We start from the raw sequence: 24,848 nt of genomic DNA on the forward strand, positions 1-24,848 counted from the left end.
TGTGCCGCTGCCCTACTGGCCGGCGGCGGGCTCGCTCTGGAACAGCATGTTGCGCTGTCTCCAAGTGTCGAGGAATTCACGCAAGCGCGGGCTTTGCGGATCGTTGAAGAGTTTGGCGGGCGGGCCCTGCTCGATCACCTTGCCGCGGTCCATGAAGACGACACGGTCGGCGACCTGGGCGGCAAAGCCCATCTCGTGCGTCACCACCACCATGGTGATGCCCTCGACGGCCAGTTGCTTCATGGTGTCGAGAACCTCGCCGACGAGCTGGGGATCGAGTGCGGAGGTCGGTTCGTCGAACAGGATCACATGCGGCTCCATCGCGACCGCCCGGGCGATGCCGACGCGCTGCTGCTGGCCGCCGGAAAGCTGCGAGGGGTAGCGCTCGGCGAAATCCGCGAGGCCGACCTTGGCCAGCGCACGGCGCCCGCTTTCCTTCGCCTTGGCGGCGGGAGCGCGCTTGGAAAGACGCAATCCCAGCGTCACGTTATCCAGCACTGTCATATGCGGCCATAGGTTGAAGTGCTGGAACACCATGCCGACGTTGCGGCGCACGGAATCGATGTTCTGGTCGCTTTCTCGTACCAGTCCTTCGGCACCGCGCTTGTAGCCGAGCAACCGGCCCTCGATCTCGATCTCGCCGCTCGTATATTCCTCGAGGAAGCTCGCGCAGCGCAGCAACGTGCTCTTGCCCGACCCCGAGGGTCCGATGATGCAGACGACTTCGGAGAGGTTGATGTCGAGCGAGATCCCGGACAGAGCCGCGAATGTGCCGAAATCCTTGGTCAAATTGCGGATCTTAATGACGGGCTCGGTGGTTTCAGTGGCCATCGTTTATTCCCAATTGGTGGTTGAGCGGCCTAGAACCGCACCCGGCGCTCAACATATTTGCCGAGCTGCGCGACTGCCTCGACCAGCAGCCAGTACAGTAGGGCGGCGGCGAGATAAGGTTCGATGACCGCGTAGGTCTCGTTGACGAATTGCGTCGTGTTCTTGGTCAGCTCGGCAACGGTGATGATGGACAGCACCGCGGATTCCTTGATGAGGATGATGATCTGGTTGACCATCGGTGGCGTGATCATGACCAGCATCTGCGGCAGCTTGATATGGCGGATGATCTGCGTGCCTGAGAGCCCGGCCATGCGCGCCGCCTCGATCTGGCCTTTGGAGATCGACTGGAAACCGGAGCGGAAGATTTCGGCGAAATAGGCGGCACCATAGAAGCCGAGGCCGAAAACACCCACCGCTTCGGCACTCAGCCGGAGGCCTATGCTCGGGCCGCCATAATAGAGCACGAACAGCAGGATCAGGATCGGCAGGCCGCGCATGATCTCGATATAGGCCCGAACGGCCCAGCGCAGTGGCGTGAACGGCGTGCTCTCGAGGCAGGCGAGCAACAGGCCGATCGCCAGTCCGAGGGCTGTGGCAAGTGCGCAGATCCAGGCCGTCGTCGCCAGGCCGGCCAGCATCAGTGGTCCGTATTGCACCCATAGGTCGAAGAATTGCGCCATGGCTCAGGCCCTCCGCGCCAGCCGTTGCTCGGCCATGCGGCCGATCAGCGACAGAAGAAAATTGATGACGATATAGATGACGGCGGCGGTGATGTAGATTTCGAACGGGCGATAGGTGGTCGCGACGATCTGCTGGCTTACCCGCATCAGTTCCGTCACAGCGATGACGGAGACCAGCGATGAGTTTTTCAGGATGCTGATGGTCTCATTGACCAGCGACGGGATGACGAGGCGCAATATCTGGGGCACGAGTATATGCTGACGCCCCGCCCATTTGCGTATGCCTACCATGCGCGCCGCCTCCAGTTGCCCTGGTGGAATGGCCAAAAGTCCGCCGCGAAATATCTCGGCCTGGAAGGCGATCGTGTTCAGGGTCAGCGCGAGGATGGCCGCGAGGATGGGCGCTACATTGATGCCGATGAGCGGCAGCAGATAATAGATAATCAGCAACTGCACGAGGATGGGCGTGCCGCGCCACACGCTTTGATAGATGCGCGAAAAGCAGCGCAGCCACGTCTTCTTCGAGGTGACGCCGAAGCACAGGACGAGGCCGAGCGGCATGCCGAGGATGATGGCGACGCCCGACACCAGGATGGTCATGCCCGCGCCCCAGAGCATGATGGGCAGGTTGTTCTGGATGAGGGCGAACATTGCCAAGTCGTCAGACCTTATGGACTTGAGGCCAGGCTTGCAGCCTGTGCGTTTTTAGGCAGGCGAGGCTGGAAAGCCTCACCTTTATCCGGGCGTTGGATGCCGACTCGTCAGCTCTTGGGTTCGGGCAGAGCGTCCGTCGGCAGTTTCATGGTGAAGCCGAACCACTTTTCCTGAAGTTTGGCCATGGTTCCATCGGCGGCGAGCTTGCGGAACTGGTCATCGATGAAGTCGGCAAGCGCCTTGCTGTCGTCGTCCTTGCGGAAGGCCCAGCTGAAATAGGTCGGGTCCCCGAACGTTGTGCGGATGGTTTCGAAGACGTCGCCGCGCTGCGTCTGCAGGTAGAGCAGATTGGGCAGGGAATTCACGACGGCATCCGTGCGCCCGGCAGCGAGATCGGCATAGGCTTCATTGAAGTCGACATAGGTCTGGATGTTGGCGATCGGCGCTAGGCCTTTTGCTTTTAAATTCTCGGAAAAGGCCTCGGTGCCCTTGAGCTGTGCCGAGCCGGCCTGCGTGCCGACATTTTTGCCGCTCAGGTCTTCGGGCGTGTTCAAGGCGGCGTCGCCTTTGCGCTTGACGTAGGAGAACGACGCGTCGGCGATTGGCAGAGACAGCCTGTAGGTATCGTAGCGCTGTTTGTTAACGGTGACGGAGGTTATGATGGCATCGAACTTCTCCGTCTGCAAACCGGGCAGCAAGCCCTGGAACGGCAGGTCGAGCCGGTTCACCTTCACGTCCGGCAGCGCCTTCATGACTTCTTCGAAGAGGTCAACTCCGTAGCCTACGATCTTGCCGTTTTCGACATATTCGAACGGCGGGTAGCGGGCCTCGGACGCGATGGTGATTTCCCCCTTTGCCTTGATCCGATCCAGAAGATCGGCGGCGGTGGCAATGCTCGCCACGGCGAGCGAGAGCGACGCGGCCAACAGCGTCGAAGTGCACAGTTTCAAAGCGGATCGCATAACTTCCTCCAGTTTCGTATGTTCCCGTTTATTATGGATTATTTGGAGTCCGAGGCTTCTGTACGCGCTCAGGAATCTCGCATGCGTGACGAGCCTTAGACCTCCAGGTCGTCAGCCGGCTGCAATGCCGGCCCGATTGTTTGCTTCCCCAGTGGCATGACGGCACGGCACCATCTGGTAGGGCAGCATGGCAGGATTGAATCTTTGATAAACATGGAAGGAATAGACTATACATCGAAGTTGACGATGTAAGGCTGATACCCAACACCGTCTGAGAGGCTCAGGGAGGAGTGTCAGAATGCGTCTGTCGGTTGCCGACATTCGTGCGCTCAGGGTTTTCCGCTCGGTGGTCGAGCATGGCGGATTTACCGGAGCGCAGCTTGCTTTGGCGATGAGCCAGTCGACGATCAGTTTCCAAATCAATGCGTTGGAGGAACGGCTGGGGTTTTCGCTGTGCCAACGCGGCAGGCGCGGCTTCGAACTGACCGATAGGGGCACCGCGGTCTATGAATATTCCCATTCGCTGACTTCAGCGCTGTCGGCGTTCGAGATGCAGCTGGGCGAACTGCGCTCCAAGGCGACGGGTGTGCTACGCGTCGGAATCGTCGATGCCACCGTTACCGATTCAGCCCTGGGCCTCGATGACGTCATTCATCAGTTCATCAAGAAAGCCAGCGAAGTCGATCTGCGCATCACCATCGGCTCGCCTGAACAGCTTATCGCGGAAACCGCCAAGGGTGGGATCGACTTCGCGATCTCCCCCCGCATCAAATTGCTGCCCGGCTATTCGCAGACCGAGTTCCATTATGAAATCAACTCGCTCTACTGCAGCGAGCGCCACCCGCTGTTTTCCCGCAAGCTGGTGACAAAGGCTGATGTGGAAGCATCGCAGATGGTGGTGCGCCCTTATGCCAACAAGTCGGAATTGCAGCATTTCCCCAACGCGCATGTCGGCGCCTATGCTTCGAATATAGAGGCGCAGGCGATGTATATCCTGAGCGGCCACTTCGTCGGCTATCTGCCGGATCACATGACCGTCACGTTTAGACAGAACAACCGGCTTAAGGCGCTGCTTATTCCCGAGGCGCAGATCCGCTCGCCCTTCGTCATCATCGCGCCAAAGCACAAGAAAGCCTCGCTGTCGCAGAGGATTTTTTTTCAGGAACTGCGCAAAAGGGTGGGGAGCGCCGAAAAATCGACCGGAAAAGGGCAAGCCGCCGACGCAAAAAACAAGATGCCCAAGGTACGCGGCATGTAAAAATTCCGTTATGCATTGATCCCGAAAAGCGGGAGCCGCTTTTTCGGGATCAATGGTCTGAATGCTGGCTGCGCTTTAAAGGCGCGGCGCCTTGGCGTCGATCCGATAATGCGCTTCGGTTGGAACGCAGCCTTGACCGTTTACCGGAATGAGGTCCTGGGGGCAGGCTGAGAACGCGACGATCAAATCCATTTCCGCGCACATCGACACATAGGAGCCCGGTCCCGCCACCGGTGCCTCGAAGGTGACCGAACCGTCTTCGCCGACGGGAATGTTCATGAACAGGTTGAGCGGCGAAGGGGTTTCGGGTGGCGTCAGCCCGACCGCGCCGAGGGCCGTCGCCAGATTGTCGGTGCAGTTGTCATGGTGCCCGACATGGCCCAACTGCTGGTAGCGATAGCGGTCGCAGGCGGCGATCAGCGTATCGTGCACGCCACCCGACGTGTCCTGTATCAGGGTCAGCATCGGACGCCGCCTGTTGCTGCACAGCGTGTCGCCGTTCTTCGGGTTCACCTTGAGCATGGCTCCACGACTGTGCTCCATCGACATGAATTCCGCGATATCGTCGGCGCAGAAGGCCCAGGTGTCCACCACCTGGGTGCCGTGGGTGTTGATGACGGTGATCACCTGGCCTTGGGCAACGCGCGTCGCCACGCCCTTGCGGGCAGGAATGACGTGAACCTGACCGTTACTTGCGTTCGTTGGCATCGTTGAATTCCTTTCGTTCAGCGTCCGCGCGCTCCGTGTTCGACAAAGATATAGCCGAGAAAGTTCAGGAGTACCTGTGCTGCTAGAAAGCCGGTGATGCCCGAAGGGTCGTAAGCCGGGGCCACCTCGACGAGGTCGATGCCGACGACGTCGCCGCGCTTCACAAGGCCCCGGAGCATTTCCATTACTTCATAATACAGGAAGCCGCCATGGCTAGGCGTGCCAGTGCCCGGCGCAATCGACGGATCGAAACCGTCGATGTCGATCGTCACATAGTAGCGTACGCCTTCCGGAATGGTCGCCAGAACACCTTCGACGCCGAGCTTGCGGGCCTGGCGGACGGAAAGGATCGTCGAGCCGCGTTGGCGCGCATCCTCGTAACCGTCGCGGGCGGTCGAGGAGACGTTGCGGATGCCGATCTGGCTGAGGCCGCTGACATGCGACTGTTCGGCCGCGCGGCGCATCGGATTGCCGTGTCCTTCGCGCACGCCATGACGCACGTCGACAAAGTCGAGATGCGCATCGATCTGCACGATGTGAATGGGGCCATGTTCGCTGAACGCCCTGACGCAGGGAATGTTGATGGCATGGTCGCCGCCCAGAACGACGGGCAGCGCTCCGCGTTCAAGAATCTTGCGGACCGCCATTTCCGTATTCGCGTGGCTGGCCACGGTATCGGTATGCACGATATCCGCGTCGCCTATATCGACGATCCGCACCTTGTCGAGCGGCAGATAGATCTGGTCGTCCTCATGGTCGTAAGCGCCGGCATGACCGAAGGAAAACAGCGTCGAGGCCTCGCGGATGGCGCGGGGGCCGAAACGTGCACCGGAGCGGTACTGGGTCCCCATGTCGAAGGGCACACCCAGCACGGCGACATCCGCGTCGATCTTGTCCCAATCAAGGCAGATCGGCCGTTTACCGAAGGTGCTAAGCCCAACGAAGGGGAGATCGAGCCGCCCACCCTCATACCCGTGTCCAGACATCGAAACTCTCCCTTTCGGATAACCCTCACGCCATCCGGCAGCGACCTTCGATATGAGCCGAAGCGCTTAAGCTGGAGTGAAGCACGACAGGCCTGCGGTCTGTCTGCCTCGTGGCTAGCATGGTCCCGCCACTCCTATCCATCACGAGTATCGGGCGTTCATATCGATTTATCCGGAAATTGGCCCTATTAGGGTTAGAACAAGAGCAGCCCGAAATCGATGGAAGGAAGACTCCCGCTCCGCCGGTGAGCGCTGTCGTTCGAGCTTGCTGTGCCCGAGCAGCACCTGGATGACGCTGATGTCGACATCCTGCTCAAGCAGGTGAGTGGCGAAGCTGTGCCGGAGAGTATGCGGGCTGAGAACGTTCTCACCGCTCCCAAAGCAATATCTCTTGTCAGCCGAGATTTGACGGCCGCGTCTCGCTATTGACGCACAGCTGAAGCAGGCCTACTGGTACATATACCGGACCACTAGACCTCTTCGGATGTAAGGACGGATGGACTTACGAGCGATTCTGACCGACGACGGGAGTGCGCTTGGCGGCGTGCCGAAGCATTCGATGAAGGACTTCGTCGTCCAGAAGATCGCGACATTCATTGCGACCGGCATTCTTGACGTGGGGGACCCGTTGCCAAGCGAGCGTGAACTTGCGGGCGCTTTGTCGGTAAGCCGCGAGACGGTGCGCGGCGCGATCCTGATCCTTTCCACAAAGGGCATCCTTTCCGTCGCCCAGGGCACGCGGACAGTGGTGGCCTCGACGGAAGTCGGGGAACTCGCGGTTCAATCGGCCCGCTATCGCGACATTTCCAGATACAGTCTTGACGACGTGCATGAGGCGCGGTTGCTGATCGAAGATCAGGTGGCGCGGGCCGCGGCCGTCCGGGTTGAAGCCGCGACGCTCGAGACCCTGCAAAAGTCGATCGAGGCGCAGGAAGCGGCGATCGACGATCCCGTTCGCTTCCTCATTTGCGATCGCGAATTTCACACGGCCATCTATCGGGCGGGCGGCAATGCCGCGCTGGCGGATATCGCCGCCGATCTCTATTCCTACCTTCTCGACCATCGGCGGCGAGCAGTCGCCCAGCCTTCAAGCATCGCAACGAGCATCGCCGATCACCGTGCCATTCTTGCGGGACTTGAGGCGCGCGATTCCGAGGCGGCCGCAAGGGCCTTCGCGATCCACGAAACACGCATCTACACCACGACCAAGCAGCTTTTAACGCAATCCGCTCGAAAGGGATAAGAATAGGGGCGGATTGCCGGGCAACCATGCAGCACAACAGGAGGAGTTCCCATGCTGACAAGACGCCTTTTTGCCACCGCAGCCCTCGCGGGCGTTGTCGCGCTGACCGGCATTGCCGGGACGGCGACCGCCGCTCTCGCCGAATCCAAGGAGTTGGTCTATCTGACTCCAGGCCTTGATCTTGCCTTCTGGCGATACCTCTCCAAGGGCATCGAGAATGTCGCAACCAAGGGAGGCTACACCTATCAGGCGCTGGATTCGGGCAACAATGCCCAGACCCAGCTTAAAAATGCCAAGGACGCGATCGCCCGCGGCGTCGCCGGGATCATCATCTCTCCGACAGACAGTTCAACCGCGCCGGCCGTGCTCGATCTCGCCAAGCAGGCAAACATTCCCGTGGTCATCGCCGACATCGGCACGGACAGCGGCGACTATGTGTCCTTCATCATCTCTGACAATTATCAGGGCGCGAACGGCGTCGGCAAAGCGCTGGCCGAGGCAATGAAGGCCGCCGGCAAGCAGGACGGCAGCGTGGGCATTGTCGGCATCAGCCAGGCCCGCCTCAACGGCCAGGCCCGCACCAAGGGCTTCAAGGACGCGATGACAGAGGCTGGCATCACCAAGGAAGCCGGGCTGCAGCAGATGCAGACCTACACCGCGGACGAAACCTTCAAGTTCACGCAGGATATGACGACCGCGAATCCGGACATGAAGGGCCTCTTCGTCCAGACCGACGGCCCGACGCTGGGCGCCTTGCAGGCAATCAAGGCGGCCCGCCTCACCGGCGACGTGCTGGTTGCCGGTTTCGACGGCGTGCCGGAATTCGTGCCGTTGCTGCAGTCGGGCGAACTGGTCGTTTCGGGCATGCAGCAGCCGTATCTGATGGGCCAGGAATCGGGACGCGCGATGGTCGACCATCTCGGCGGCAAGACTCCCGAAAAGAAAATCCTCGTGCCGATCAAGATCGTGACCAGCAAGAACATCGAGCAGGAGCTTCCAACCATCAAGGAAACGGTCTTCGCCAACGAGATGTAATCGGGGCCTGGCCGACATAGGCCGTCCGGGGGCACCCTCCCCCGGACGCTTTATTCGTACCACTTGGAGTGTGTCCTCGGATGGTAGACAGCAGCAAGATTCGCGAGCCGCTTCTCGTGGCTCGTGGCGTCACCCGCCTGTTCGGGAACGCCTACGCGCTCAGCAACGCGTCGATAGCGCTCTGCCGGTACGAGATCTGCGGATTGCTGGGCGCGAACGGCGCGGGAAAATCGACGCTGTCACGGATCGTTTGCGGACACCTGCCGCCTTCATCGGGCGAGATACTCTTCAAGGGTGCTCCCTTGACCGTCGGATCCGCGCGCGACGCGCTGCGTTCCGGCATTGCCCTCGTGGCACAGGAAACCAGTCTGGCGCCCGACATGAGCGTGCTGGAGAATATCTTCCTACCCAGCTACGCGATGCCGGGCCGTCTGTCTTTCAGCCAGTTGCGACACAGGGCGCAGACCATCCTGTCGGAACTTGGCCACGACCACGTACTGCCACTCGACATCGAGGTGCGCCGGCTCTCGGCAGCGCAACGCCAACTCGTCGAAATAGCCAAGGCGTTGGCTCTCAACGCCGATCTTGTCATCTTCGACGAGCCGACGGCCTCCCTCTCGCCGATCGAGGTTGACCGGCTGTTCGAGATTATGGGACGGCTGAAAAACAGCGGGAAGGCACTCGCCTTCGTGTCGCATCGGCTTGAGGAGGTCTTCGCAGTCACCGATCGCGTCACAATCCTGCGCGAGGGCAAGACCGTGGCCGAAAGCGTGCCTACGGCGGGGCTCACGCAGGCCGACGTCATCCGCCACATGGTGGGACGCGACATCGGAAATGTGTATCGAAAGGCCGTCTCGCGAGTGACCACTAACGAGCAGCCGGTGGCTCTGGAGGTAATTGGGCTCAAAGCCCCGCCTTTCGTGCGTGACGTCTCGTTCACGGTGCGCAGGGGTGAAATTCTCGGCCTCGGCGGGCTTGTCGGAGCTGGACGCTCGGAGAGCGCCGAAGCGATATTCGGACTGCGCCACCGCAGCCGCGGGCGCGTCCTTGTCGGCGGCAAGGAGATTGCCCCCAACAGCCCTATCGCGGCAATCCGCGCCGGTCTCGGAATGGTCGCCGAGGACCGGCGGGCCCAGAACATCGTGCCCGACATGACGGTCGGCGAAAATCTCTTCCTCGCCCAGATGGGCAAGCACAGGGGTTTCGGGCGAGGCCATTCGGCGCGCCGCAAGCAGGCCAGCGAGCTGATTTCGCGTCTCGACCTTCCGACCGACCGCATGGATGCAAACCTTCTGCACTTCTCCGGCGGCATGCAGCAAAAGATCATTATCGCGCGCTGGCTGCTGATCGAGCCCGAAGTGCTCATCCTCGACGAGCCTACGAAAGGCGTCGACATAGGGACACGCCAGGCAATCTACGAACTGCTGCGCGAGGTGGCCGAAAGGGGGATAGCCGTAGTCGTGATCTCCTCGGATTTCCAGGAATTACTGGGGATCTGCGAGCGGGTCGTCGTGGTGAGTGACGGCTATACCATCGCCGACCTGCCCGCCTCGCGACTGAGCGAAGAGAGCCTGACGCTGCTCGCCGCGCCCCGAAGCTCAGCCGAGCGCAACACGGCATTCCTGCGCGATCTTGTCGCCGGCCATGGCGGCACGGCATTTTGGGGATTGATCGACGACGACCGGTTCGTCTGCCTCGCCCTCGCCGAGGGTACGCCGGGTGCAACGATGGGACTCGCGGCCGGGCATGTCTATCTTGCGCAGGAGACGGCAATCCCCCTCGCGCTTGGAAGGCGTCAACCCGGCATCGTGACCGAGAATGACGGCCGCTCTACATTGCTTGCACCACTGTCCAATCGCCGAGGGCACGATCTGGGATGGATCGGGCTCAGCCTGCCGGCCGGCTCCAGGCTGCCGGACGCCGGGGCTCTGTCGGCCCGGATCGCCGGCCTGTTCGATACACCTCAAGACGAAAAGATCGACGCATGAACGCGCCCACACGATCCTTTGCGATGCCCAGATTCGCCAGCACGCTTGAGTTCCGGATGCTCTGCCTCGCCATGGTGCTTGCGGTGATCCTGTCGTTCATCTCGCCGCACTTCTTCACCGAGCGGAACATGTTCAACATACTCGACCAATCGGTGGTGCTTGGCATAGTTGCCGTCGGCATGACCCTGGTGATCCTGACTGGCGGCATCGACCTTTCCGTCGGGTCGGTCGCGGGCGTGACCGGCATCATCCTCGCCCTACTCCTGAAGGAATTCCCCATTCCGGTGGCGATCGCGCTCGCCATAGGTTGCGGCGCCCTGATCGGGCTTTTCTCCGGCGTTCTCATCGCAGTGTTCGGCCTGGCCCCCTTCGTGGTGACGCTCGGGGTCATGGCGATGGGGCGCAGTCTCGCCTACATCGTGTCGGGACAGCGCTCGATTTCGGGACTGCCCATGGGGCTGCAGAATATCGTCTACACGAACCTGCTGGGCATCCCCGCCAACGTCATCTTCCTCATCGCGCTCTACCTCGCCACCTGGGCGTGGCTGACATATTCCAAGGGCGGGCGAACCATCTACGCGGTCGGCTCGAACATTGAAGCCGCCCGGGCGGCCGGCCTCAACACCCTCTTCTACTCGATCTTTCCCTACGTGGCGTCCGGTGCCCTTTCGGCGACGGCGATGACCTTTTCGCTGGCGCAGATCATGTCGGCTGACCCGATCGGGGGGAACCAGCTTGAACTCGACGCCATCGCGGCCGTGGTCATCGGTGGCGCGAGCCTCTACGGCGGACGAGGCACGATATTCGGCACGCTGATGGGGGTTCTGATCATGGTGATGATCCGCAATGGCCTCAACCTGCTCGGCGTCTCGCCGTTCTGGCAGGGGACCGCCATCGGCGCCATCATCATCCTCGCCTTGCTGGCCGAGCGCCTCATCACCTGGAAATCGCGCCGCGTTTGAGACCGGGAGAATCCTATGACACAGTCCGATCCTTCCCGAGCCGTCCGCCTCTACGGCACGGAAGAACTACCGGCAGAGGAGTGGCTACTGAGCGCCGGGCCCCTCAGCGTGCTTTTCGACGGCGCGAACCTGCGCGACTTCCGCATGCATGGCGAAAAGGTGATCCGCGCAATCTCGTTCGTGGTCCGCGACAAGGACTGGGCGACGCTCATTCCGAAAATCACCGACCTGGTCGTCGAAAAGGACGACGATCGCTTTCGTGTGGCCTATCGCGCAAGCGTTGCCAGCAAAGGCGAGACCTTCGGCTATGACGTGGCCATCGCTGGTACCGCGGCAGGCGTTCTGACCTATTCGGCTCGCGGAACCACGCCGACCGGGCTTCTCACGAACCGGACCGGCTTTGTCGTCCTGCATCCCATAGAGGGGATAAGCGGCGCGGCCGCCACGATCACGCACACAAGCGGCGAGAAGGCCGAGACACGGTTTCCTGTGGAGATCGATCCGGTGCAGCCGATGATGGATCTGCGTGAAATCTCGCATCGTACTCCCGGCGGGCTGGAGGTCAGCTGCCTTATGGAGGGCGACGCGTTCGAGATGGAGGACCAGCGGAACTGGACCGACGCCTCCTACAAGACCTATGTTCGTCCCCTCGCTCTGCCCTGGCCGTACAGGATCGAGCCCGGCGAGGTCGTCGAACAGAAGATCACCCTGACCGTCAAGGGCTCTCCCAAGGGTCCGTCGCGTCAGGCGGGAGGCATCGCCGCCCTGACGCTCGGCGAGGCGGCGGACGCGATTCCACCTCTCGGCGTCGGATTGCATCCCGATGACGCTTCGGCCGCATTGCGGCATGTCGAGACGCTTGCCCAGCTCGGCGTCGCCCATGTCATCTGCCATTACGATCCGCGGTTCGGCCATGATGCCGAAACGCTGGCGAGGCAGGTCGAGATCGCCGTCGCAATGGGCGCCCAACCCTGGCTCGAAGCCGTGGTCGAGCATGCCGACGATGCTGGCGCCGCGGCGGAAATAGACTCCCTGGGCAAGGTGGCCGCGAGGCTCGATCATCGCTTCACGACGGTTCTGGTGTCACCCGCACCCGATCTCAAATGCACGCTGCCCGGCAGCATCTGGCCGCCAGCGCCGGATGCGGCGAAGCTCTATGCGGCCGCGCGCGCGGCCTTCCCCGCATCTCGCATCGGCGGAGGCATGTTCAGCTTCTTCACCGAGCTCAACCGCAAACGTCCCCCGGCCGAGGCGATAGACCTCGTGACATTCACGACGGCGGCGATTTTTCATGCTGGTGACGACCGCTCCTTGATGGAGACGCTCGAATGCCTGCCGCATATTGTCAGGACCGTGCCGGCGATCGCCAAGGGCCGCCCATATTCCGTTGGGCCGTCCGCAATCGGGTTGCGCGACAATCCCTATGGCGAAGCGCCGGTCGCCAATCCCGCCAACATCCGGCAGGCGGTCAATTTCAATGATCCGCGCCAGCGGGGCGTCATGGGAGCGGCCTGGAACCTCGGCTACTTCGCCGCCTTCGCGGAAGGCGGCGCGGCGGCCATCGCGCTCGGCGCCGCGGTCGGCCCGTTCGGCGTCCTCTCCGTGCCGACGTCGTTTCCGCAGCCCTGGTTCGAAGGCAAGGGCGAGCTCTATCCTGTCTGGCACATCGTGCGAGGCCTGGCGAAGCTCAAAGGCTGCCCGCTCCGTCCGCTGCGATCGTCGGTCCCTGGCGCAGTGCGAGGAATCGCGGCGGTTACCGAAAAAGGCACCGAGCTGTGGTTATGCAACCCCTCGCCCAACGCGCTGGAGGTGCGCCTCCCCAAAGGCTTCGCGCGCGCTGCAATTCTTGACGCCTCATCTTTCGTCGCGGCATCGCGCCAACCGGATCTGCTCGATCGGCTGACGCATGACGGAACGCAAACCCTGTCGCTCGAAGCCTACGCAGTCGTGCGCGCGCTCAGGCAGGTCTGAAGCGGCATCACAAACCAGTCCCGGAAGAGAACGGAGCATCCATGCATATACTCATCATTGGCGCTGGTGGAATGATCGGCCGCAAACTCGCGGCCGAGCTTTCGCGGACAGCATCGCTTGGAGATCGAAAGATTGACCGGATGACGCTGGCGGACGTGACGAAGCCGCCGGTGCCAACCGGTGACATAGGTTTTGTCGACGCCATTGCCGCCGATATTTCCGCTCCCGGCGCAGCGCAGGATCTGGCCGCGCGCCGCGCGGATGTGATCTTCCATCTCGCGGCCATCGTGTCCGGCGAAGCGGAACGCGATTTCGAGAAGGGCTATCGCATCAATATGGACGGCACGCGCGCTCTTTTCGAGGCGATCCGGCTGGAAGGAACCCGGCGGAAATATATCCCCAGGCTGGTGTTCACCTCCTCGGTTGCTGTCTATGGCGCGCCTCTGCCCGACCCTATTCCCGACGACTACATCCTTGCCCCGCTGACCAGCTACGGCACCCAGAAGGCGATATCCGAGCTGTTGCTGGCCGACTACTCGCGCCGCGGCTTCCTCGACGGCGTCGGGATACGCCTGCCGACGATCGTCATTCGGCCCGGCACTCCCAACGCGGCAGCCTCGGGCTTCTTCTCCGGCATCCTGCGCGAGCCACTCGCCGGGCAGCGCTCCGTGCTGCCGGTGAAGGAGACCGTCAAGCATTGGCTGGCGAGCCCGCGCTCGGCGGTAGCCTTCCTCATCCATGCCGCGATGCTCGATACATCCGCGCTGGGCGCCCGGCGCACGCTGAACATGCCGGGTGTCGCGGCCACGGTCTCCGACCAGATTGCCGCGCTCCGCCGCGTGGCAGGGGCCGAAGCCGAGGCGTTGATAGACCGCAAGCCGGACGAGGCGATCGAGGCCATTATTGCCGGGTGGCCGAAATCCTTCACGCCCAGGCTGGCCACCAGTCTGGGCTTTGTGGCCGAAAGCACGGTCGATGAACTGATCGCGGTTTACCTGGCGGACGACGCCCCGAAGACCATCCCTTAACCGTTAGGGCATGGTCGCCAAAGTTCCGTGAAAGTTGAAACTGGGAAATTCCGATGCTTCTGGGCTGCATAGGCGATGATTTCACCGGGTCTTCCGACCTGGCCAACACGCTTGCCAAGGGGGGCATGCGCACGGTCCAGTACAACGGCGTTCCCAACACCGCCTCCGACCGCTCGGTTGACGCGGGCGTCGTTGCCCTGAAGACCAGAACGATATCCGCCTCGGAGGCGGTGAAGCAGTCGCTCGCGGCGTTGGAGTGGCTTCGACGCCAAGGCTGCCGCCAATATCTGTTCAAGTACTGCTCGACATTCGACTCGACGCCCGAAGGCAATATCGGTCCCGTGCTGGACGCTCTTGGCGACGCGTTGGGAGCGGCACGCGCGATCGTCTGTCCGGCGTTTCCCGCAACCGGCCGGTCGATCTACCAGGGGCATCTTTTCGTCAACGATCGGCTGTTGAGCGAATCCGGCATGGAGAAGCATCCGCTTACGCCGATGACGGATCCCGATCTGCGGCGTTGGCTTGCGCGACAGACCGCGCGCGGGATCGGCCATGTCCCCTACGATGTCGTAGCGGGAGGCGCCCTCCCGATCAGGGATGCGCTGGAGGCAGCATCCGCCAGGGGCTCTCGCTACGTCGTGGTCGACGCCATCCAGGACAAGGACCTTGTCGCCATTGGCGAGGCTGCCGAAGCCGATGTCCTGCTCAGCGGCGGTTCGGGAATAGCGCTGGGACTTCCGGCCAACTTTCGTCGGGCCGGGTTGATCGGCACGGCGGCCACGCATTGGAAGGGAATACAGGGGCCGGCGGCCGCGCTTTGCGGTTCGTGCTCGACCATGAGCCGGCGCCAGATTGCCGAGCACCGGAAAAGCCATCCGACGCGCGTTGTGGAGGTGGATGCGGTCGTGGACGGCACGGCCAATCCTGTTGAATATGCCGAGTGGGCGATCGACCGCCAGCACCACGGCTTGCCACTGGTGTTCTCGTCGGCCGAGCCCGAAGCCGTCGCCGCCGCACAGAACCGCTACGGGAAGGAGCGCGTCGCGACGGCGGTTGAAGATTTTTTCGGCGAACTGGCGCGTCAGCTTTCGGCGCGTGGCGTACGCCGGCTGGTTACGGCGGGCGGCGAGACATCGGGGGCCGTCGTATCGGCGCTCAACATTTCGTCATTCGAGATCGGACCGGAGATCGACTCCGGTGTTCCGGCGTTGAAGGCCCGTGACCCGGATATGGTGCTCGCCCTTAAATCGGGCAATTTCGGCTCGGCCGGGTTCTTCGAAAAGGCAGCCGACGTCCTTACGGGAGGCGTTCTACGATGAGCGATGAAACAAGACTCAGGGATCAGATGTGCAGCATCGCTGCGTCCATGTTCGCGCGGGGCCTCACTGCGGGAAGCTCGGGGAACATCTCCGCCCGCCTCGGCGACGGTCGGCTGCTCGTCACGCCGACAGGATCGTCCTTTGGCGCGCTCGACCCCGCCCGCCTGTCGCTCTTCGACGCTGAGGGGCGGTTCCTGGACGGCGACAAGCCGACGAAGGAGATGCCGCTGCATCAGGCGTTCTACGAAACACGCGGCGCGCGCACCGGAGCGGTCGTCCATCTTCATTCGACCCATTCCGTCGCGGTTTCGCTTCTGCCCGACATCGATCCCGACAGCGTCTTCAAGCCGCTGACGGCCTATTCGATCATGCGGCTGGGAAAGGTGAAACTGCTGCCCTACATCCGGCCCGGCGACCCGGCGATGGGAGACGCCGTGCGCGGACTCGCCGGGAAACGGTCGGCCGTATTGCTGGCCCACCACGGACCCGTCGTCGCCGGCAAGGATCTCGAAGCCGCCGCCTATGCGATGGAGGAACTTGAGGAAACGGCCAAGCTCACGCTTCTCACCCAGGGCTTGCGGCCCAAGATCCTCGCGGCTCCGCAAATTCGCGAGTTGGTGGAACACTTTGACGTGGAGTGGGACGACTGATGCAACTTTCGGCCAATCTGGGATTTCTCTTTCGTGACCTAGCGCTTCCGGATGCGATCCGCGCGGCCAAGCGGCGCGGTTTCGCGGCGGTCGAGATGCATTGGCCGTACGATACCGACGCATCGGTGGTCGCGGCGCTGCTCGCCGAAACCGGTCTTCCGCTGCTTGGCATCAACACGGCCCGGGGGGATGTTGGGGCGGGCGATTTCGGCCTCTCCGCGCTGCCGGGCCGTGAAACGGAAGCGCGCGCGGCGATCGACCAGGCGATTGAATGGGCAGCCGTAACAGGCTGTCGCAACATCCATGTGATGGCAGGAAAGGCAATCGGTGACGAAGCCTTCGCGACGTTCACCGGCAATTTGCGGTACGCTTCGAAGGCGGCGGCACGGCACCACATCGGCATATTGATCGAGCCTCTGAACCCGCGCGATGCGCCGGGCTATTTCCTCTCCGACCTTTCCACCGCACTGCGTGTGATCGATGCGACAGACGGTGCGGTAAAGGTAATGTTCGACTGCTATCACATGCAGATCATTCAAGGCGATTTGCTTAACTCGGTAAGGCAATTTTCCGACAAGATCGGCCATATCCAATTCGCCGCCATACCGGATCGTAGCGAGCCCGATCACGGCGAGGTGGACTATGGCTGGCTCCTGCGCGCAATCGCGGACGCCGGCTATGATGGTGCATTCGGCGCCGAATATCGCCCCGTCACCGATTCGTTCGGATGGATGAAGCGTTTCGACCACTAGAGGCCTGAGTGCGCGTGCTTGGCGCGGCACGCTTTCGGCCCCGGCGGAGCCGATATCCACGCCAGACAGGAGGCGCGAGAACACCCGGTCGATAGCGGATCTGCCGCGTTCGGGATGACCTAGGCTACTCGCCAAAACTCTTGGCGTCGTTCAGGCGGCGCCTGTAATCAAGCCGAAATGAGATCGCCCCACCGGGCATGACCCGGACATATAGGCCATCTCGGCCAGCAATCTTGTAGATATTCTGTGGTTCCAGCGCCTTAAGGGCGGCATCCGTCAACAACCCTACTGCGTCCTGAAAAGTACCGTCAGTACAATTTGGAGGCTCGTGGCAGGAAATTCCTTTTTCCTCTATGCCTTAGGCAAAAAACACCGTCACGAGCCTCATTGCTCCGACGTACTTAAGTCGCGGATTGGCGTATTTTCGGCGGCGTTTGAGTGGGCCTGAATCATTCCCACTCGATGATCAACCGGACCTTCAACACACTGGTTTTGCAGTCCAATTGCTGCCATAAATTTCCTAATACCGTTCCAAATACCGTCGGATTCTTACGCTGTTGAAAAGGCTACAACAATGTAGTCGCTGTCGCGGCATGCATCCTTTTGACTGCATCATTTCCGTAGCGATTTCGCAGCGCCAAACAGAATGGCGCGTGGGCGCCATTTCCGCCAGCGGATGCGGTAAGCAAACCGACACAGGACAGCGGCTGCTTGGTTTCGCATCCGTTTGGCCCACCGAGCACCGGCGAATTTGCACAATTCGACTGTAGACGACTTTGGACTATTCGCAGCCAGTTGGCGAATGGCCGCAGTCGGGCGCCGAAAGCGGATTGTTAATCAGATTGCCTAAGCGAGATAGCGAACGGATACATCCATGAGCGCCACCGCTGTGCCTCCGCCTGGCGCCCAACGGCTGTTCACTTGTTATTCAAGGCGAGGCCGAAGATGTAAGCTGATCGAAACCTATCCCGGCGAGAGCCATCAAGTCGCTTGGCAGAGCGACGTCGCCCGCCGTTTTCCCATTTTCGCTTGAGATGAATGCGATCAGTGCGCTCACTTCTGCGTTGCTCAAAGTTCCAGGCGCGTTCCTTGGCATATTAGTTTTGATGAAACTGAACAGGGCACTGACGCTGCCAGGGAACCACTTTTGTGTAAAGACAGAGCCTCTAAGGGGGGGGCCGAATCCCCCCGAGAGGTCGGCCTTATGACAAAGCACGCAGGTCGAAAGGAATTTGGTCCGACCGGCCCCAGCCTGATCGGCAGAAAAGGTAAGTGGACCTAATGTCGCCGCGTGGCCATCACCCTCGGGGCGATCGGTTGCTCCATTACTTGGCAATGCAATCACTAAAGCCGCGATTGCCAGGAGCATCGCGCCCAAACAGCGCCTGACACTCATCTCGTCAGCCCCCTTTCATTTTTGAAATGGACAGGAGGCGGGCGGCGGACCTGCAGTTTCTGGCTTTGCACGGAACGGTATTGACATCACGAAGTCGGTCTGGACGAAGTCGTCAAATACATTATTACGCGTAACCTGCAGATTGGCCGATGGGAAGCCTGGCCACGGAACGAGCGTACCGTCAACAGATTTGGCAAGTACAGCACCATCTGGCACGGGTTCTTGGTTAGGCAACCCGATCTGAAACAATCCGGTGTTCAGAGGGTTGAAAAATCGCGGTGATGCGGCTTTCTTGTCCCATCCACCGTATGAATGGCAGCTAATGCACGAGGAGTTTACAAAGCCATTCTCGATATGGGCATCTGAAAGCACAATTGGAGAGCCGGTCGTGTCCACGAAATTGACCTGCGTCCCTCCCAATTTATAGTTCTCCCAAACGGTTCCCGCGAGACTGGCTGGCATTTGCGCTGTGTCGGGATACTCCCTTCCAGGTTGGCTGGGGAGCGGCTTTCCAGCGAATATCTTGTGATGAAAGGTCGCCCAGAACCAGTTTGGAACGTCTTTCGTGAGGATGTGAAGCGTCTGTAGCCCAAAGACGACTTTCGTTGCTCCTGTTGATTGTCCAGAGCTGAGCTGCCCATTCTTCACATAGAGTACTATTGAATAGAAATTGTTTGGAACGCCCGACCCAATCTCGGCATCGGTGAATTGCACCCAAGCAGCTTTGACTTCAATGCTCTCTGGAGGGAAAGTGATCGGTCCGACCGCCTTATCAAGTACCGCCTTAGCGTACCTCGCCAATCCATCTCGACTATACAGACAATTCGTACGAATGAAGTCGAACGTCGCTTTGTTCATATATGTCTCGCCGAGACCGCCTACGCTTCCGATATAGACACCCTCTCCTGATGTATTGAACCTTGCGCTTAATGCGGCTTGTTCATGAAAACCTGGCTGCTGCCCAGGCGCCTGACCAAAAAGATGTCTTTCGTCGTTCGCATCGGTCCAATCGGCCGGGTAACTTCCGTCGTCCTTGAATACCTCGCTATCTGCTAACTTCCACGTCTCCCAAACAGAAGTGGTACCTGGCGCTCCAGGACGGCGCGAACAGTCTGGTACTCCGCGAGATTTAGGGTCTGTCGCGACCGCAGGTTGGACCAACGTAGCGAACAAATCCCAAGCGTGCTTGCTGGGATTATCCATCGCATCGGTGCGTACGGGCGACGGAGGACAAAAATCGGCGGGTGTCGCAGGCGGCTGCCCTGCGGCCACCGCGGGAGCAAGCGCGCAGTCCCAACCAACAAACAATGACAAGCAAGTCGCAGCCTGCATCAATCGACGTCCAAGGACGCTGACCATAGCACTCTCCCGAAGTATTAAGTCTTGTCAGTAAAGCGCGCTGCCAAGAGCTTCCATGACCTGGAACATTAAATGGGCAACAATATATAATGCCGGACTAGACGCCAAAGCCAAAAGCGCCCCCCCTGCGGTATGACCATATCCCTCAGAGTCGATTGACGCAATACCGCTTGCACGCGACGACAAAAAGATTAATTGTCAGGGCAGAGACTATAATACAGGCACGTGCGTTCGCGACGGGCATACGTACACTTATTAACTGAGGAGAAGGGCAAGCACGTCACACCTGCGAGAGAGGCACATAACCTTGGGAGGGATTGGAATGCAGGTATTTGCTGGATTGGCTGCGATTGGCTTTTTTGTGATAGAGGTACTGTCAGTCACGCCTGCAGCGGCGGGAGGACTGGGGAATATCGAGCGCCTCCAGAACGAGGTGCAAGACATCGTGAAGCGGGCGAAACTGCCCGACGCCGATCAGAAGTTGATACTCAATTCGATTCGTGTGGACCCTCGCATCGTTGGCGGCGAGGCGGTGGATTTCAAGCAAAATGAGTGGCAGGTTGGGCTTGTAAGGGCGGTCGCCCCCGATCCACAACGGTTCCTGTTTTGCGGCGGGTCGCTTGTGGCGCCAGGCTGGGTCCTAACGGCGGCGCACTGCGTCGACAACTTCATCGTGAACAAGAACCCAGCCGCGCTAGACGTCGTCGATGGCACGAGTTTCCTGCCTGCTGGCGGCGAGCGTCTCAAGGTAACCAACATCATCATCCATCCGAAATGGGACTCGCAGCTTAACGAGTACGATTTCGCACTACTTCAGTTGGCGCGGGACGCGAGGATGGGCCGACCGATTGCGCTGATCCCAGAGGGTTCAAGTTACCACGGGACGGCCTACGTTACGGGTTGGGGAGCGATCTTCCAAGGCGGAAATACGACGACCGACCTGCTCGGTGCAACCGTGCCCATAGTGCCGAATGATGCGTGCAATGCGAAGGACAGTTACAACGGACGAATTACCTCGGCGATGATATGCGCTGGCAAGGAGGACGGCGGCGTCGATTCTTGTCAAGGCGATAGCGGAGGGCCACTAAGTGCCGTTGTAGACGGGAAGCGCCAGCTCGTCGGCGTTGTGAGCTGGGGCGAGGGTTGCGCCAAACGCCTGAAATATGGCGTCTACGCCAACGTCGCGGTTGCAACCGTGTGGATAGCCAACACGCTGGCGCGCTGAGCTATTAGTCCGGGCTTGAAGCGAGTGACTCCGTTGACGGGACTATTCGGTTGTCACCTTGCCCGTTGATTTTAGGGGCAAGGTCAGGTGTTGCGAACGTTGGTCCGCCTAGCGCAGGACCGAGTCCGGTCTACGGCTTTGCAGCTGGATCGAGAACAAGAACAAACGCGGTTAGGAGGATCATGCAAGCCGACCGCTATTGGAGCGGACGGCCTTTGTTGAACATTTGGTTAAGCTCCTGAAGCGGAGGCGCATTGAGGTTTGATCGGGTTAGCGCGTCGGTTTCCTGTGCTGCCTTCAACTTGTTTTGTAGCGCTCTTTTGAGCGCCGCCCATTGCGCGGCATCGAGCTTCCCAGCCGATTCCGCGCTTTGGGCATAGTTTCGCACCGCCGCTGCATAGACGAGCGACGGTGTGTTCGGATCGGTGGCGACGGTGAGTGCGTAGGACGTGAATGTCGGATCATATTGACCAAGCACTTGAGCCGCCGCGGCTCGAAGAGCGGGCTCCGCCTGGTCGTTGAGAAAAATCTTGTTGCGAATCAAAGGTCGGTCTCCTGGAATTGAGCCAAGAACCGCCACGGCAGCCAGTCGCGCTTCCGCGGGCCCCTTATCCAGAAAATCCAAAAGGCAGGCACGCGAACGCGCCTCAGGTGCTTGCGTGCAAAGTTCGGCCGCTTGCTTTGGTGTGACCGCTCCATTGGCTAGGGCCTCCGCCAGCAAGGGCGAGGCTTCCTCCGCGGAGGACCTCACCAGCGTCTTTAAGGCGAGCATACCTGCCTCGGATCGACTTTGGCGAGTTGCCAGCCTCAATGCGTCGAGCGCCACCTTGTGCTGGTTTTGAACGTAGCTTCCCCATATTGTGCCCGGGTGCATCGCGGGGTCGTGATTGCCGGCGTCGTGACCGGCCATGACGACCGAGTTAGCCAAGATTCCGACTGCGGATTTTCGCACGTCTTCGACGGGATCCGTTACCAACTCCGCAGCGACGGGCAGAGCCGCGTCTTCGGAAATCAACGCAAGACCTTCGAGCGCCTTGCTGCGTGTTCCTGGATCAAAATTCGTGTTTGCGGCGGTGACGCGCAGTCTTTCGATCTCGCCTGCGTTCTCCAGGAGATACGCCCTGACACGCGGATCGGGATTGGGGGGCTGGCCCAACTGGGCCAGGCACGGCGCAGCCAAAAGCCAAGCGCTAACCAAGGCGGAAACGAAGATGCGGCTGTTATTGTTGCCACCCATGTAGGTCATTTGAGAGGCCGTCCGAGATAGTCGATGTCGTCGTAGCAATATCCCAGCGCCGAGGAGGCCTGTTCGGATCCTAGGTAATCTAGCATTCTTGCTGGCGTGAGCGAAGCGGCCTCGGACTTTGAACTTATTCCGGGCATCTGATGCGACGTGGAAGGCCATCCCGATGCTTCTGCGGGATCTGGGTATCCCCAAGGCCACATCGGATCGTCGGCGTAGGTGCCCTTCCTGTATATGCCCGCATCTGGCCCGGTTCCTGGATATTTCCCCAGGGCTGAGTACGCGTCCTCATCATTCCCGCTGAACCGGGAATAGGTGGCCTGCCAGTGTGCCCAAACCCTATCCACGTTGGCATGCAGCAGGAAGAAGAGTGGGTCGGCGGGCGAGTCGGCCGTGGCAAGCCAGCCGCCCAGGTTTCGATGCACACCGCTATGGAAACTACTCTCGATTTGGCTATGGAATATCACGAACGCGCGGTGGAAGTTCGCCGGTACGGCTGGATCAAGGACGCCTTGGCTTGGCGCCACAGCTGGGTCTCGAATCAGCCGACCCATTTGTGGATCGATCCAGTCGCCTAGACCTGGCCCGCTGACGAACGGCACACCTGGCACAGTCGCTCCCATGAAATCATCGGAAAAAACATGGTCCGCAGGCTCATCGAAGCGCCAATATGGAATGGTCACACGCGGGTCGACCTGCTGGAGGCGACGTTCAAGATCAAGGAGTAGCGCTCGGTGCCATGGCAAAAAAAGTGGCGACCTGTGAATTTCAAGCTGATTGGCCGCTTCATGGATGCGAACGAACGGTTCGTAATCCGACGACGCGGCGCTGTTTTGGATATCGTGAAGCTTCTTCAAAGCGTCCAGAAAAATTTGGACTTCAAATCTCGTCAACGACTCCGCGTTTTTTCGCACCCGCACCATCACGTCCACCGATCCAAGCTCCAGGCCTAGGTCATCAAGCGCGATCACGCGCACGTCTTTGGCGCCAGTGGAGGCCTTCGTCCCCATGATCCAGAACGACGCCCATGCCCCATTCGAGGGAAGGGGCAGACTGAGAGTGGAGGAAGGAGAGTAAGACTTCTTGTCGAGGACTTCGGCTCCGTTTAGCTGGAAGGCCACATTGCCGCTGCTGTCGGTAGAGACAGCAGAGAGGGTTAGATGTTGTTGCGCTGTCGACGACTTGCTTAAGAGTCGAGCTCGCGAGAGAACAGGAGTCCAGCAAATATAAGGACTGCTATCGTGGGCGCCGTCGCCGATTTGTATTTCGACCGACTGAGCCGTTGATCGACCGACGGCGGCAATCGAGATGAGGACGCACCAGAATATTAGGCCGAGAAGAATTCGCATTGCACCCTTGCGATTGGATTGCCACCGTCGAAATCATTGCCCTGGCGCCGTCACTCGCACAACAGTCTCGGCCCCACCGTCGGCGGGCGCATTGAAAAATGTAAGGGTGGCGTCCGCAGTCGTGGGAGGCTTATCGGAAACGAACGAAAAGTTATAGGCCGAACCCCAGCGAACCGCGTTTGCGTTGGTGTCTTCGGAAGATTTGCGCGTTGACCAGATTATCTGGTTGCCTTGAATGCGGCTGTCCCAGGCGTCGTTCGACCATATCTCCCCATTCGAATGTGGAGCTTTGAATGAAGCGCTGCTCTGGTCAATCTGCTGCTCAGGCACTGCAAATGCCTGGACAGCGAGATCGCTGTTCATATTGTACACGGAATAATCGTACCGGAACTTCCCACCGGCGAGGGGCTGGGCCTTGGAGCCTACTAGGATATACGTCTTCACCCCGTTCTCATCAAGATCGACCTCGGAGAGCTGCGCCCCGTACTCTTTCCAGGCGAACAGAGCCGGCTGCATCCGCACCTCCGGGCTTTCGTTTCGCAACACCCACGCTCCAGATCTTAAGATCGGTTTGACTTCCCTATAGGTCACATTGTTACGTGCGTTACCGGCTGTCGCATCGTCGGCGGTGATGTACTGGGCCTCCACGAAATACCGCGCGCCTGGCGTGAGCAGGTCAGCTTCGTCGACGAGCAAGATCCGTTCCGCTGGATCGCTTGGGGGATAGCCGGTCAGATCTTGTGCTTTGGATCCGTCAAATTCAACTTTTGCAGAATTGGTTATTCTGCTCCGAGGCCCAAGATTACGGGGATCTGAATTGAGATCCTCAGTATACAGGTCGGAGCAACCGGGACGCAACTGGCTTCCCCCGGCCCCAGCCTGGCAGGTGCGATGCATTTCCGGTATGCCACCGCAATCGTTCTGATTCGTCGCGTAGAATCCGTGCTTGACCCAAGATTTCGCCAATTGCTCCATCCTTCCATCTGCCAAGCGATAAAAGTTGAGGGTGATGGCTGGATGATGTGTGTCCGGAAGGCGCTGCCAATTGAGTGGCGAATCCCCAATATTGCAGGAATTGGTTGAAGCCGTGAGACCGATCTTCGATCCGAGCCGGCTGTCTTCCCGAGCGTCGTCGATGAATCCCACGATCACATCCGGCCCTGTCGCGGCCGCTTTGAGGTTGCTCGACAGCAGCGAAACGACGACAACCGCGATCCCATATGCTATACGCATGACTTACTCCCGTGGG

21 protein-coding genes and 2 pseudogenes are annotated in these 24,848 nt (G+C 60.3%); 11 read left to right on the forward strand and 12 right to left on the reverse strand.

Annotation, left to right across the window (positions count from 1 at the left end):
* Positions 1–12: 12 nt before the first annotated feature.
* The 4 genes from FJ490_RS22600 to FJ490_RS22615 all read right to left on the reverse strand — a co-directional run bounded on the left by FJ490_RS22600 (position 13) and on the right by FJ490_RS22615 (position 3,127).
* A complete protein-coding gene (locus FJ490_RS22600; protein WP_140557328.1) occupies positions 13–831 on the reverse strand; it encodes an amino acid ABC transporter ATP-binding protein in 819 nt (272 codons plus the stop codon).
* Positions 832–860: 29 nt separating this feature from the next.
* The gene (locus FJ490_RS22605) at positions 861–1,511 is read right to left on the reverse strand and encodes an amino acid ABC transporter permease (RefSeq protein ID WP_140498320.1); all 651 of its coding nucleotides are present in this window, start codon (positions 1,509–1,511) and stop codon (positions 861–863) included.
* A gap of 3 nt (positions 1,512–1,514) precedes the next feature.
* Entirely contained in the window at positions 1,515–2,162 is a 648-nt protein-coding gene (locus FJ490_RS22610) for an amino acid ABC transporter permease (protein ID WP_140632261.1), read from the reverse strand.
* Between the two features lie 110 nt (positions 2,163–2,272).
* Positions 2,273–3,127: a transporter substrate-binding domain-containing protein gene (locus FJ490_RS22615; protein WP_140649844.1), complete on the reverse strand. Its 855-nt coding sequence runs from the start codon at positions 3,125–3,127 to the stop codon at positions 2,273–2,275.
* Positions 3,128–3,425: 298 nt separating this feature from the next.
* Here FJ490_RS22615 and FJ490_RS22620 point away from each other — a divergent pair, with 298 nt between their 5' ends.
* The gene (locus FJ490_RS22620; protein ID WP_140649846.1) at positions 3,426–4,385 is read left to right on the forward strand and encodes a LysR family transcriptional regulator; all 960 of its coding nucleotides are present in this window, start codon (positions 3,426–3,428) and stop codon (positions 4,383–4,385) included.
* Positions 4,386–4,460: 75 nt separating this feature from the next.
* Here FJ490_RS22620 and FJ490_RS22625 read toward each other — a convergent pair whose 3' ends face one another.
* The 3 genes and pseudogenes from FJ490_RS22625 to FJ490_RS33180 form a co-directional block, all read right to left on the reverse strand.
* A complete protein-coding gene (locus FJ490_RS22625) occupies positions 4,461–5,093 on the reverse strand; it encodes an urea carboxylase-associated family protein (protein ID WP_140498324.1) in 633 nt (210 codons plus the stop codon).
* 17 nt (positions 5,094–5,110) lie between these two features.
* Complete coding sequence (speB, locus tag FJ490_RS22630; RefSeq protein ID WP_140498325.1) at positions 5,111–6,079, reverse strand: agmatinase; 969 nt, start codon at positions 6,077–6,079, stop codon at positions 5,111–5,113.
* A gap of 261 nt (positions 6,080–6,340) precedes the next feature.
* Positions 6,341–6,478 (reverse strand): annotated as a pseudogene (locus tag FJ490_RS33180) (tyrosine-type recombinase/integrase); the annotation flags it as partial.
* 97 nt (positions 6,479–6,575) lie between these two features.
* Here FJ490_RS33180 and FJ490_RS22640 point away from each other — a divergent pair.
* The 9 genes from FJ490_RS22640 (at position 6,576) to FJ490_RS22680 (ending at position 17,027) form a co-directional block, all read left to right on the forward strand.
* Positions 6,576–7,322 (forward strand): FCD domain-containing protein, encoded by a 747-nt coding sequence (locus tag FJ490_RS22640; protein WP_140649849.1) that lies wholly within the window; start codon positions 6,576–6,578, stop codon positions 7,320–7,322.
* Between the two features lie 51 nt (positions 7,323–7,373).
* Positions 7,374–8,357 (forward strand): substrate-binding domain-containing protein, encoded by a 984-nt coding sequence (locus tag FJ490_RS22645; RefSeq protein WP_140498327.1) that lies wholly within the window; start codon positions 7,374–7,376, stop codon positions 8,355–8,357.
* An 80-nt stretch (positions 8,358–8,437) separates the two neighbouring features.
* Complete coding sequence (locus tag FJ490_RS22650) at positions 8,438–10,345, forward strand: sugar ABC transporter ATP-binding protein (RefSeq protein WP_140729114.1); 1,908 nt, start codon at positions 8,438–8,440, stop codon at positions 10,343–10,345.
* A 23-nt stretch (positions 10,346–10,368) separates the two neighbouring features.
* Positions 10,369–11,307 (forward strand): ABC transporter permease, encoded by a 939-nt coding sequence (locus FJ490_RS22655; RefSeq protein WP_224619126.1) that lies wholly within the window; start codon positions 10,369–10,371, stop codon positions 11,305–11,307.
* A gap of 15 nt (positions 11,308–11,322) precedes the next feature.
* Positions 11,323–13,278, forward strand: a complete 1,956-nt coding sequence (locus FJ490_RS22660) for a hypothetical protein (RefSeq protein WP_140649851.1) — start codon at positions 11,323–11,325, stop codon at positions 13,276–13,278.
* A gap of 41 nt (positions 13,279–13,319) precedes the next feature.
* Positions 13,320–14,306: a D-erythronate dehydrogenase gene (denD, locus tag FJ490_RS22665; RefSeq protein ID WP_140729115.1), complete on the forward strand. Its 987-nt coding sequence runs from the start codon at positions 13,320–13,322 to the stop codon at positions 14,304–14,306.
* A 53-nt stretch (positions 14,307–14,359) separates the two neighbouring features.
* A complete protein-coding gene (gene otnK, locus FJ490_RS22670; RefSeq protein ID WP_140729116.1) occupies positions 14,360–15,625 on the forward strand; it encodes a 3-oxo-tetronate kinase in 1,266 nt (421 codons plus the stop codon).
* Entirely contained in the window at positions 15,622–16,275 is a 654-nt protein-coding gene (gene otnC / locus FJ490_RS22675) for a 3-oxo-tetronate 4-phosphate decarboxylase (RefSeq protein WP_140566510.1), read from the forward strand. Before otnK ends, otnC begins: the two co-directional genes overlap by 4 nt.
* Complete coding sequence (locus tag FJ490_RS22680) at positions 16,275–17,027, forward strand: TIM barrel protein (protein WP_140729117.1); 753 nt, start codon at positions 16,275–16,277, stop codon at positions 17,025–17,027. The genes otnC and FJ490_RS22680 overlap by 1 nt, the downstream gene beginning before the upstream one ends.
* A gap of 137 nt (positions 17,028–17,164) precedes the next feature.
* On the opposite strand, the pseudogene FJ490_RS22685 reads toward FJ490_RS22680, so the two are convergent.
* Positions 17,165–17,310: pseudogene (locus FJ490_RS22685) on the reverse strand (Arm DNA-binding domain-containing protein); the annotation flags it as partial.
* 1,128 nt (positions 17,311–18,438) lie between these two features.
* Positions 18,439–19,782, reverse strand: coding sequence for a hypothetical protein (locus FJ490_RS22695; protein WP_140696752.1), 1,344 nt, complete (start codon positions 19,780–19,782; stop codon positions 18,439–18,441).
* Between the two features lie 322 nt (positions 19,783–20,104).
* On the opposite strand from FJ490_RS22695, the gene FJ490_RS22700 reads away from it, so the two are divergent.
* Positions 20,105–21,007 (forward strand): serine protease, encoded by a 903-nt coding sequence (locus tag FJ490_RS22700; protein ID WP_084015715.1) that lies wholly within the window; start codon positions 20,105–20,107, stop codon positions 21,005–21,007.
* A 196-nt stretch (positions 21,008–21,203) separates the two neighbouring features.
* On the opposite strand, the gene FJ490_RS22705 is transcribed toward FJ490_RS22700, so the two are convergent.
* From FJ490_RS22705 to FJ490_RS22715, 3 genes are read right to left on the reverse strand one after another with little or no spacing between them, the layout of a single operon-like run.
* On the reverse strand, positions 21,204–22,253 hold the full coding sequence (locus tag FJ490_RS22705; RefSeq protein WP_064993455.1) for a hypothetical protein: 1,050 nt from the start codon (positions 22,251–22,253) through the stop codon (positions 21,204–21,206).
* Positions 22,250–23,599 carry a tyrosinase family protein gene (locus FJ490_RS22710; protein WP_064993454.1) on the reverse strand — a complete coding sequence of 450 codons (1,350 nt, stop codon included), beginning with the start codon at positions 23,597–23,599 and terminating at the stop codon, positions 22,250–22,252. Before FJ490_RS22710 ends, FJ490_RS22705 begins: the two co-directional genes overlap by 4 nt.
* 33 nt (positions 23,600–23,632) lie before the next feature.
* A complete protein-coding gene (locus FJ490_RS22715; protein ID WP_064993453.1) occupies positions 23,633–24,832 on the reverse strand; it encodes a hypothetical protein in 1,200 nt (399 codons plus the stop codon).
* Positions 24,833–24,848: the final 16 nt, after the last annotated feature.

The sequence above is a fragment of the Mesorhizobium sp. B2-5-11 genome, from assembly GCF_006440835.1.
Classification (GTDB): domain Bacteria; phylum Pseudomonadota; class Alphaproteobacteria; order Rhizobiales; family Rhizobiaceae; genus Mesorhizobium.

Bases quoted from the DNA above. Each gene is read 5' to 3' on its own strand.
- FJ490_RS22600 (WP_140557328.1), bottom strand. From the start codon at position 831: ATGGCCACTGAAACCACCGAGCCCGTCATTAAGATCCGCAATTTGACC.
- FJ490_RS22605 (WP_140498320.1), bottom strand. From the start codon at position 1,511: ATGGCGCAATTCTTCGACCTATGGGTGCAATACGGACCACTGATGCTG.
- FJ490_RS22610 (WP_140632261.1), bottom strand. From the start codon at position 2,162: ATGTTCGCCCTCATCCAGAACAACCTGCCCATCATGCTCTGGGGCGCG.
- FJ490_RS22615 (WP_140649844.1), bottom strand. From the start codon at position 3,127: ATGCGATCCGCTTTGAAACTGTGCACTTCGACGCTGTTGGCCGCGTCG.
- FJ490_RS22620 (WP_140649846.1), top strand. From the start codon at position 3,426: ATGCGTCTGTCGGTTGCCGACATTCGTGCGCTCAGGGTTTTCCGCTCG.
- FJ490_RS22625 (WP_140498324.1), bottom strand. From the start codon at position 5,093: ATGCCAACGAACGCAAGTAACGGTCAGGTTCACGTCATTCCTGCCCGC.
- speB (WP_140498325.1), bottom strand. From the start codon at position 6,079: ATGTCTGGACACGGGTATGAGGGTGGGCGGCTCGATCTCCCCTTCGTT.
- FJ490_RS22640 (WP_140649849.1), top strand. From the start codon at position 6,576: ATGGACTTACGAGCGATTCTGACCGACGACGGGAGTGCGCTTGGCGGC.
- FJ490_RS22645 (WP_140498327.1), top strand. From the start codon at position 7,374: ATGCTGACAAGACGCCTTTTTGCCACCGCAGCCCTCGCGGGCGTTGTC.
- FJ490_RS22650 (WP_140729114.1), top strand. From the start codon at position 8,438: ATGGTAGACAGCAGCAAGATTCGCGAGCCGCTTCTCGTGGCTCGTGGC.
- FJ490_RS22655 (WP_224619126.1), top strand. From the start codon at position 10,369: ATGCCCAGATTCGCCAGCACGCTTGAGTTCCGGATGCTCTGCCTCGCC.
- FJ490_RS22660 (WP_140649851.1), top strand. From the start codon at position 11,323: ATGACACAGTCCGATCCTTCCCGAGCCGTCCGCCTCTACGGCACGGAA.
- denD (WP_140729115.1), top strand. From the start codon at position 13,320: ATGCATATACTCATCATTGGCGCTGGTGGAATGATCGGCCGCAAACTC.
- otnK (WP_140729116.1), top strand. From the start codon at position 14,360: ATGCTTCTGGGCTGCATAGGCGATGATTTCACCGGGTCTTCCGACCTG.
- otnC (WP_140566510.1), top strand. From the start codon at position 15,622: ATGAGCGATGAAACAAGACTCAGGGATCAGATGTGCAGCATCGCTGCG.
- FJ490_RS22680 (WP_140729117.1), top strand. From the start codon at position 16,275: ATGCAACTTTCGGCCAATCTGGGATTTCTCTTTCGTGACCTAGCGCTT.
- FJ490_RS22695 (WP_140696752.1), bottom strand. From the start codon at position 19,782: ATGGTCAGCGTCCTTGGACGTCGATTGATGCAGGCTGCGACTTGCTTG.
- FJ490_RS22700 (WP_084015715.1), top strand. From the start codon at position 20,105: ATGCAGGTATTTGCTGGATTGGCTGCGATTGGCTTTTTTGTGATAGAG.
- FJ490_RS22705 (WP_064993455.1), bottom strand. From the start codon at position 22,253: ATGACCTACATGGGTGGCAACAATAACAGCCGCATCTTCGTTTCCGCC.
- FJ490_RS22710 (WP_064993454.1), bottom strand. From the start codon at position 23,599: ATGCGAATTCTTCTCGGCCTAATATTCTGGTGCGTCCTCATCTCGATT.
- FJ490_RS22715 (WP_064993453.1), bottom strand. From the start codon at position 24,832: ATGCGTATAGCATATGGGATCGCGGTTGTCGTCGTTTCGCTGCTGTCG.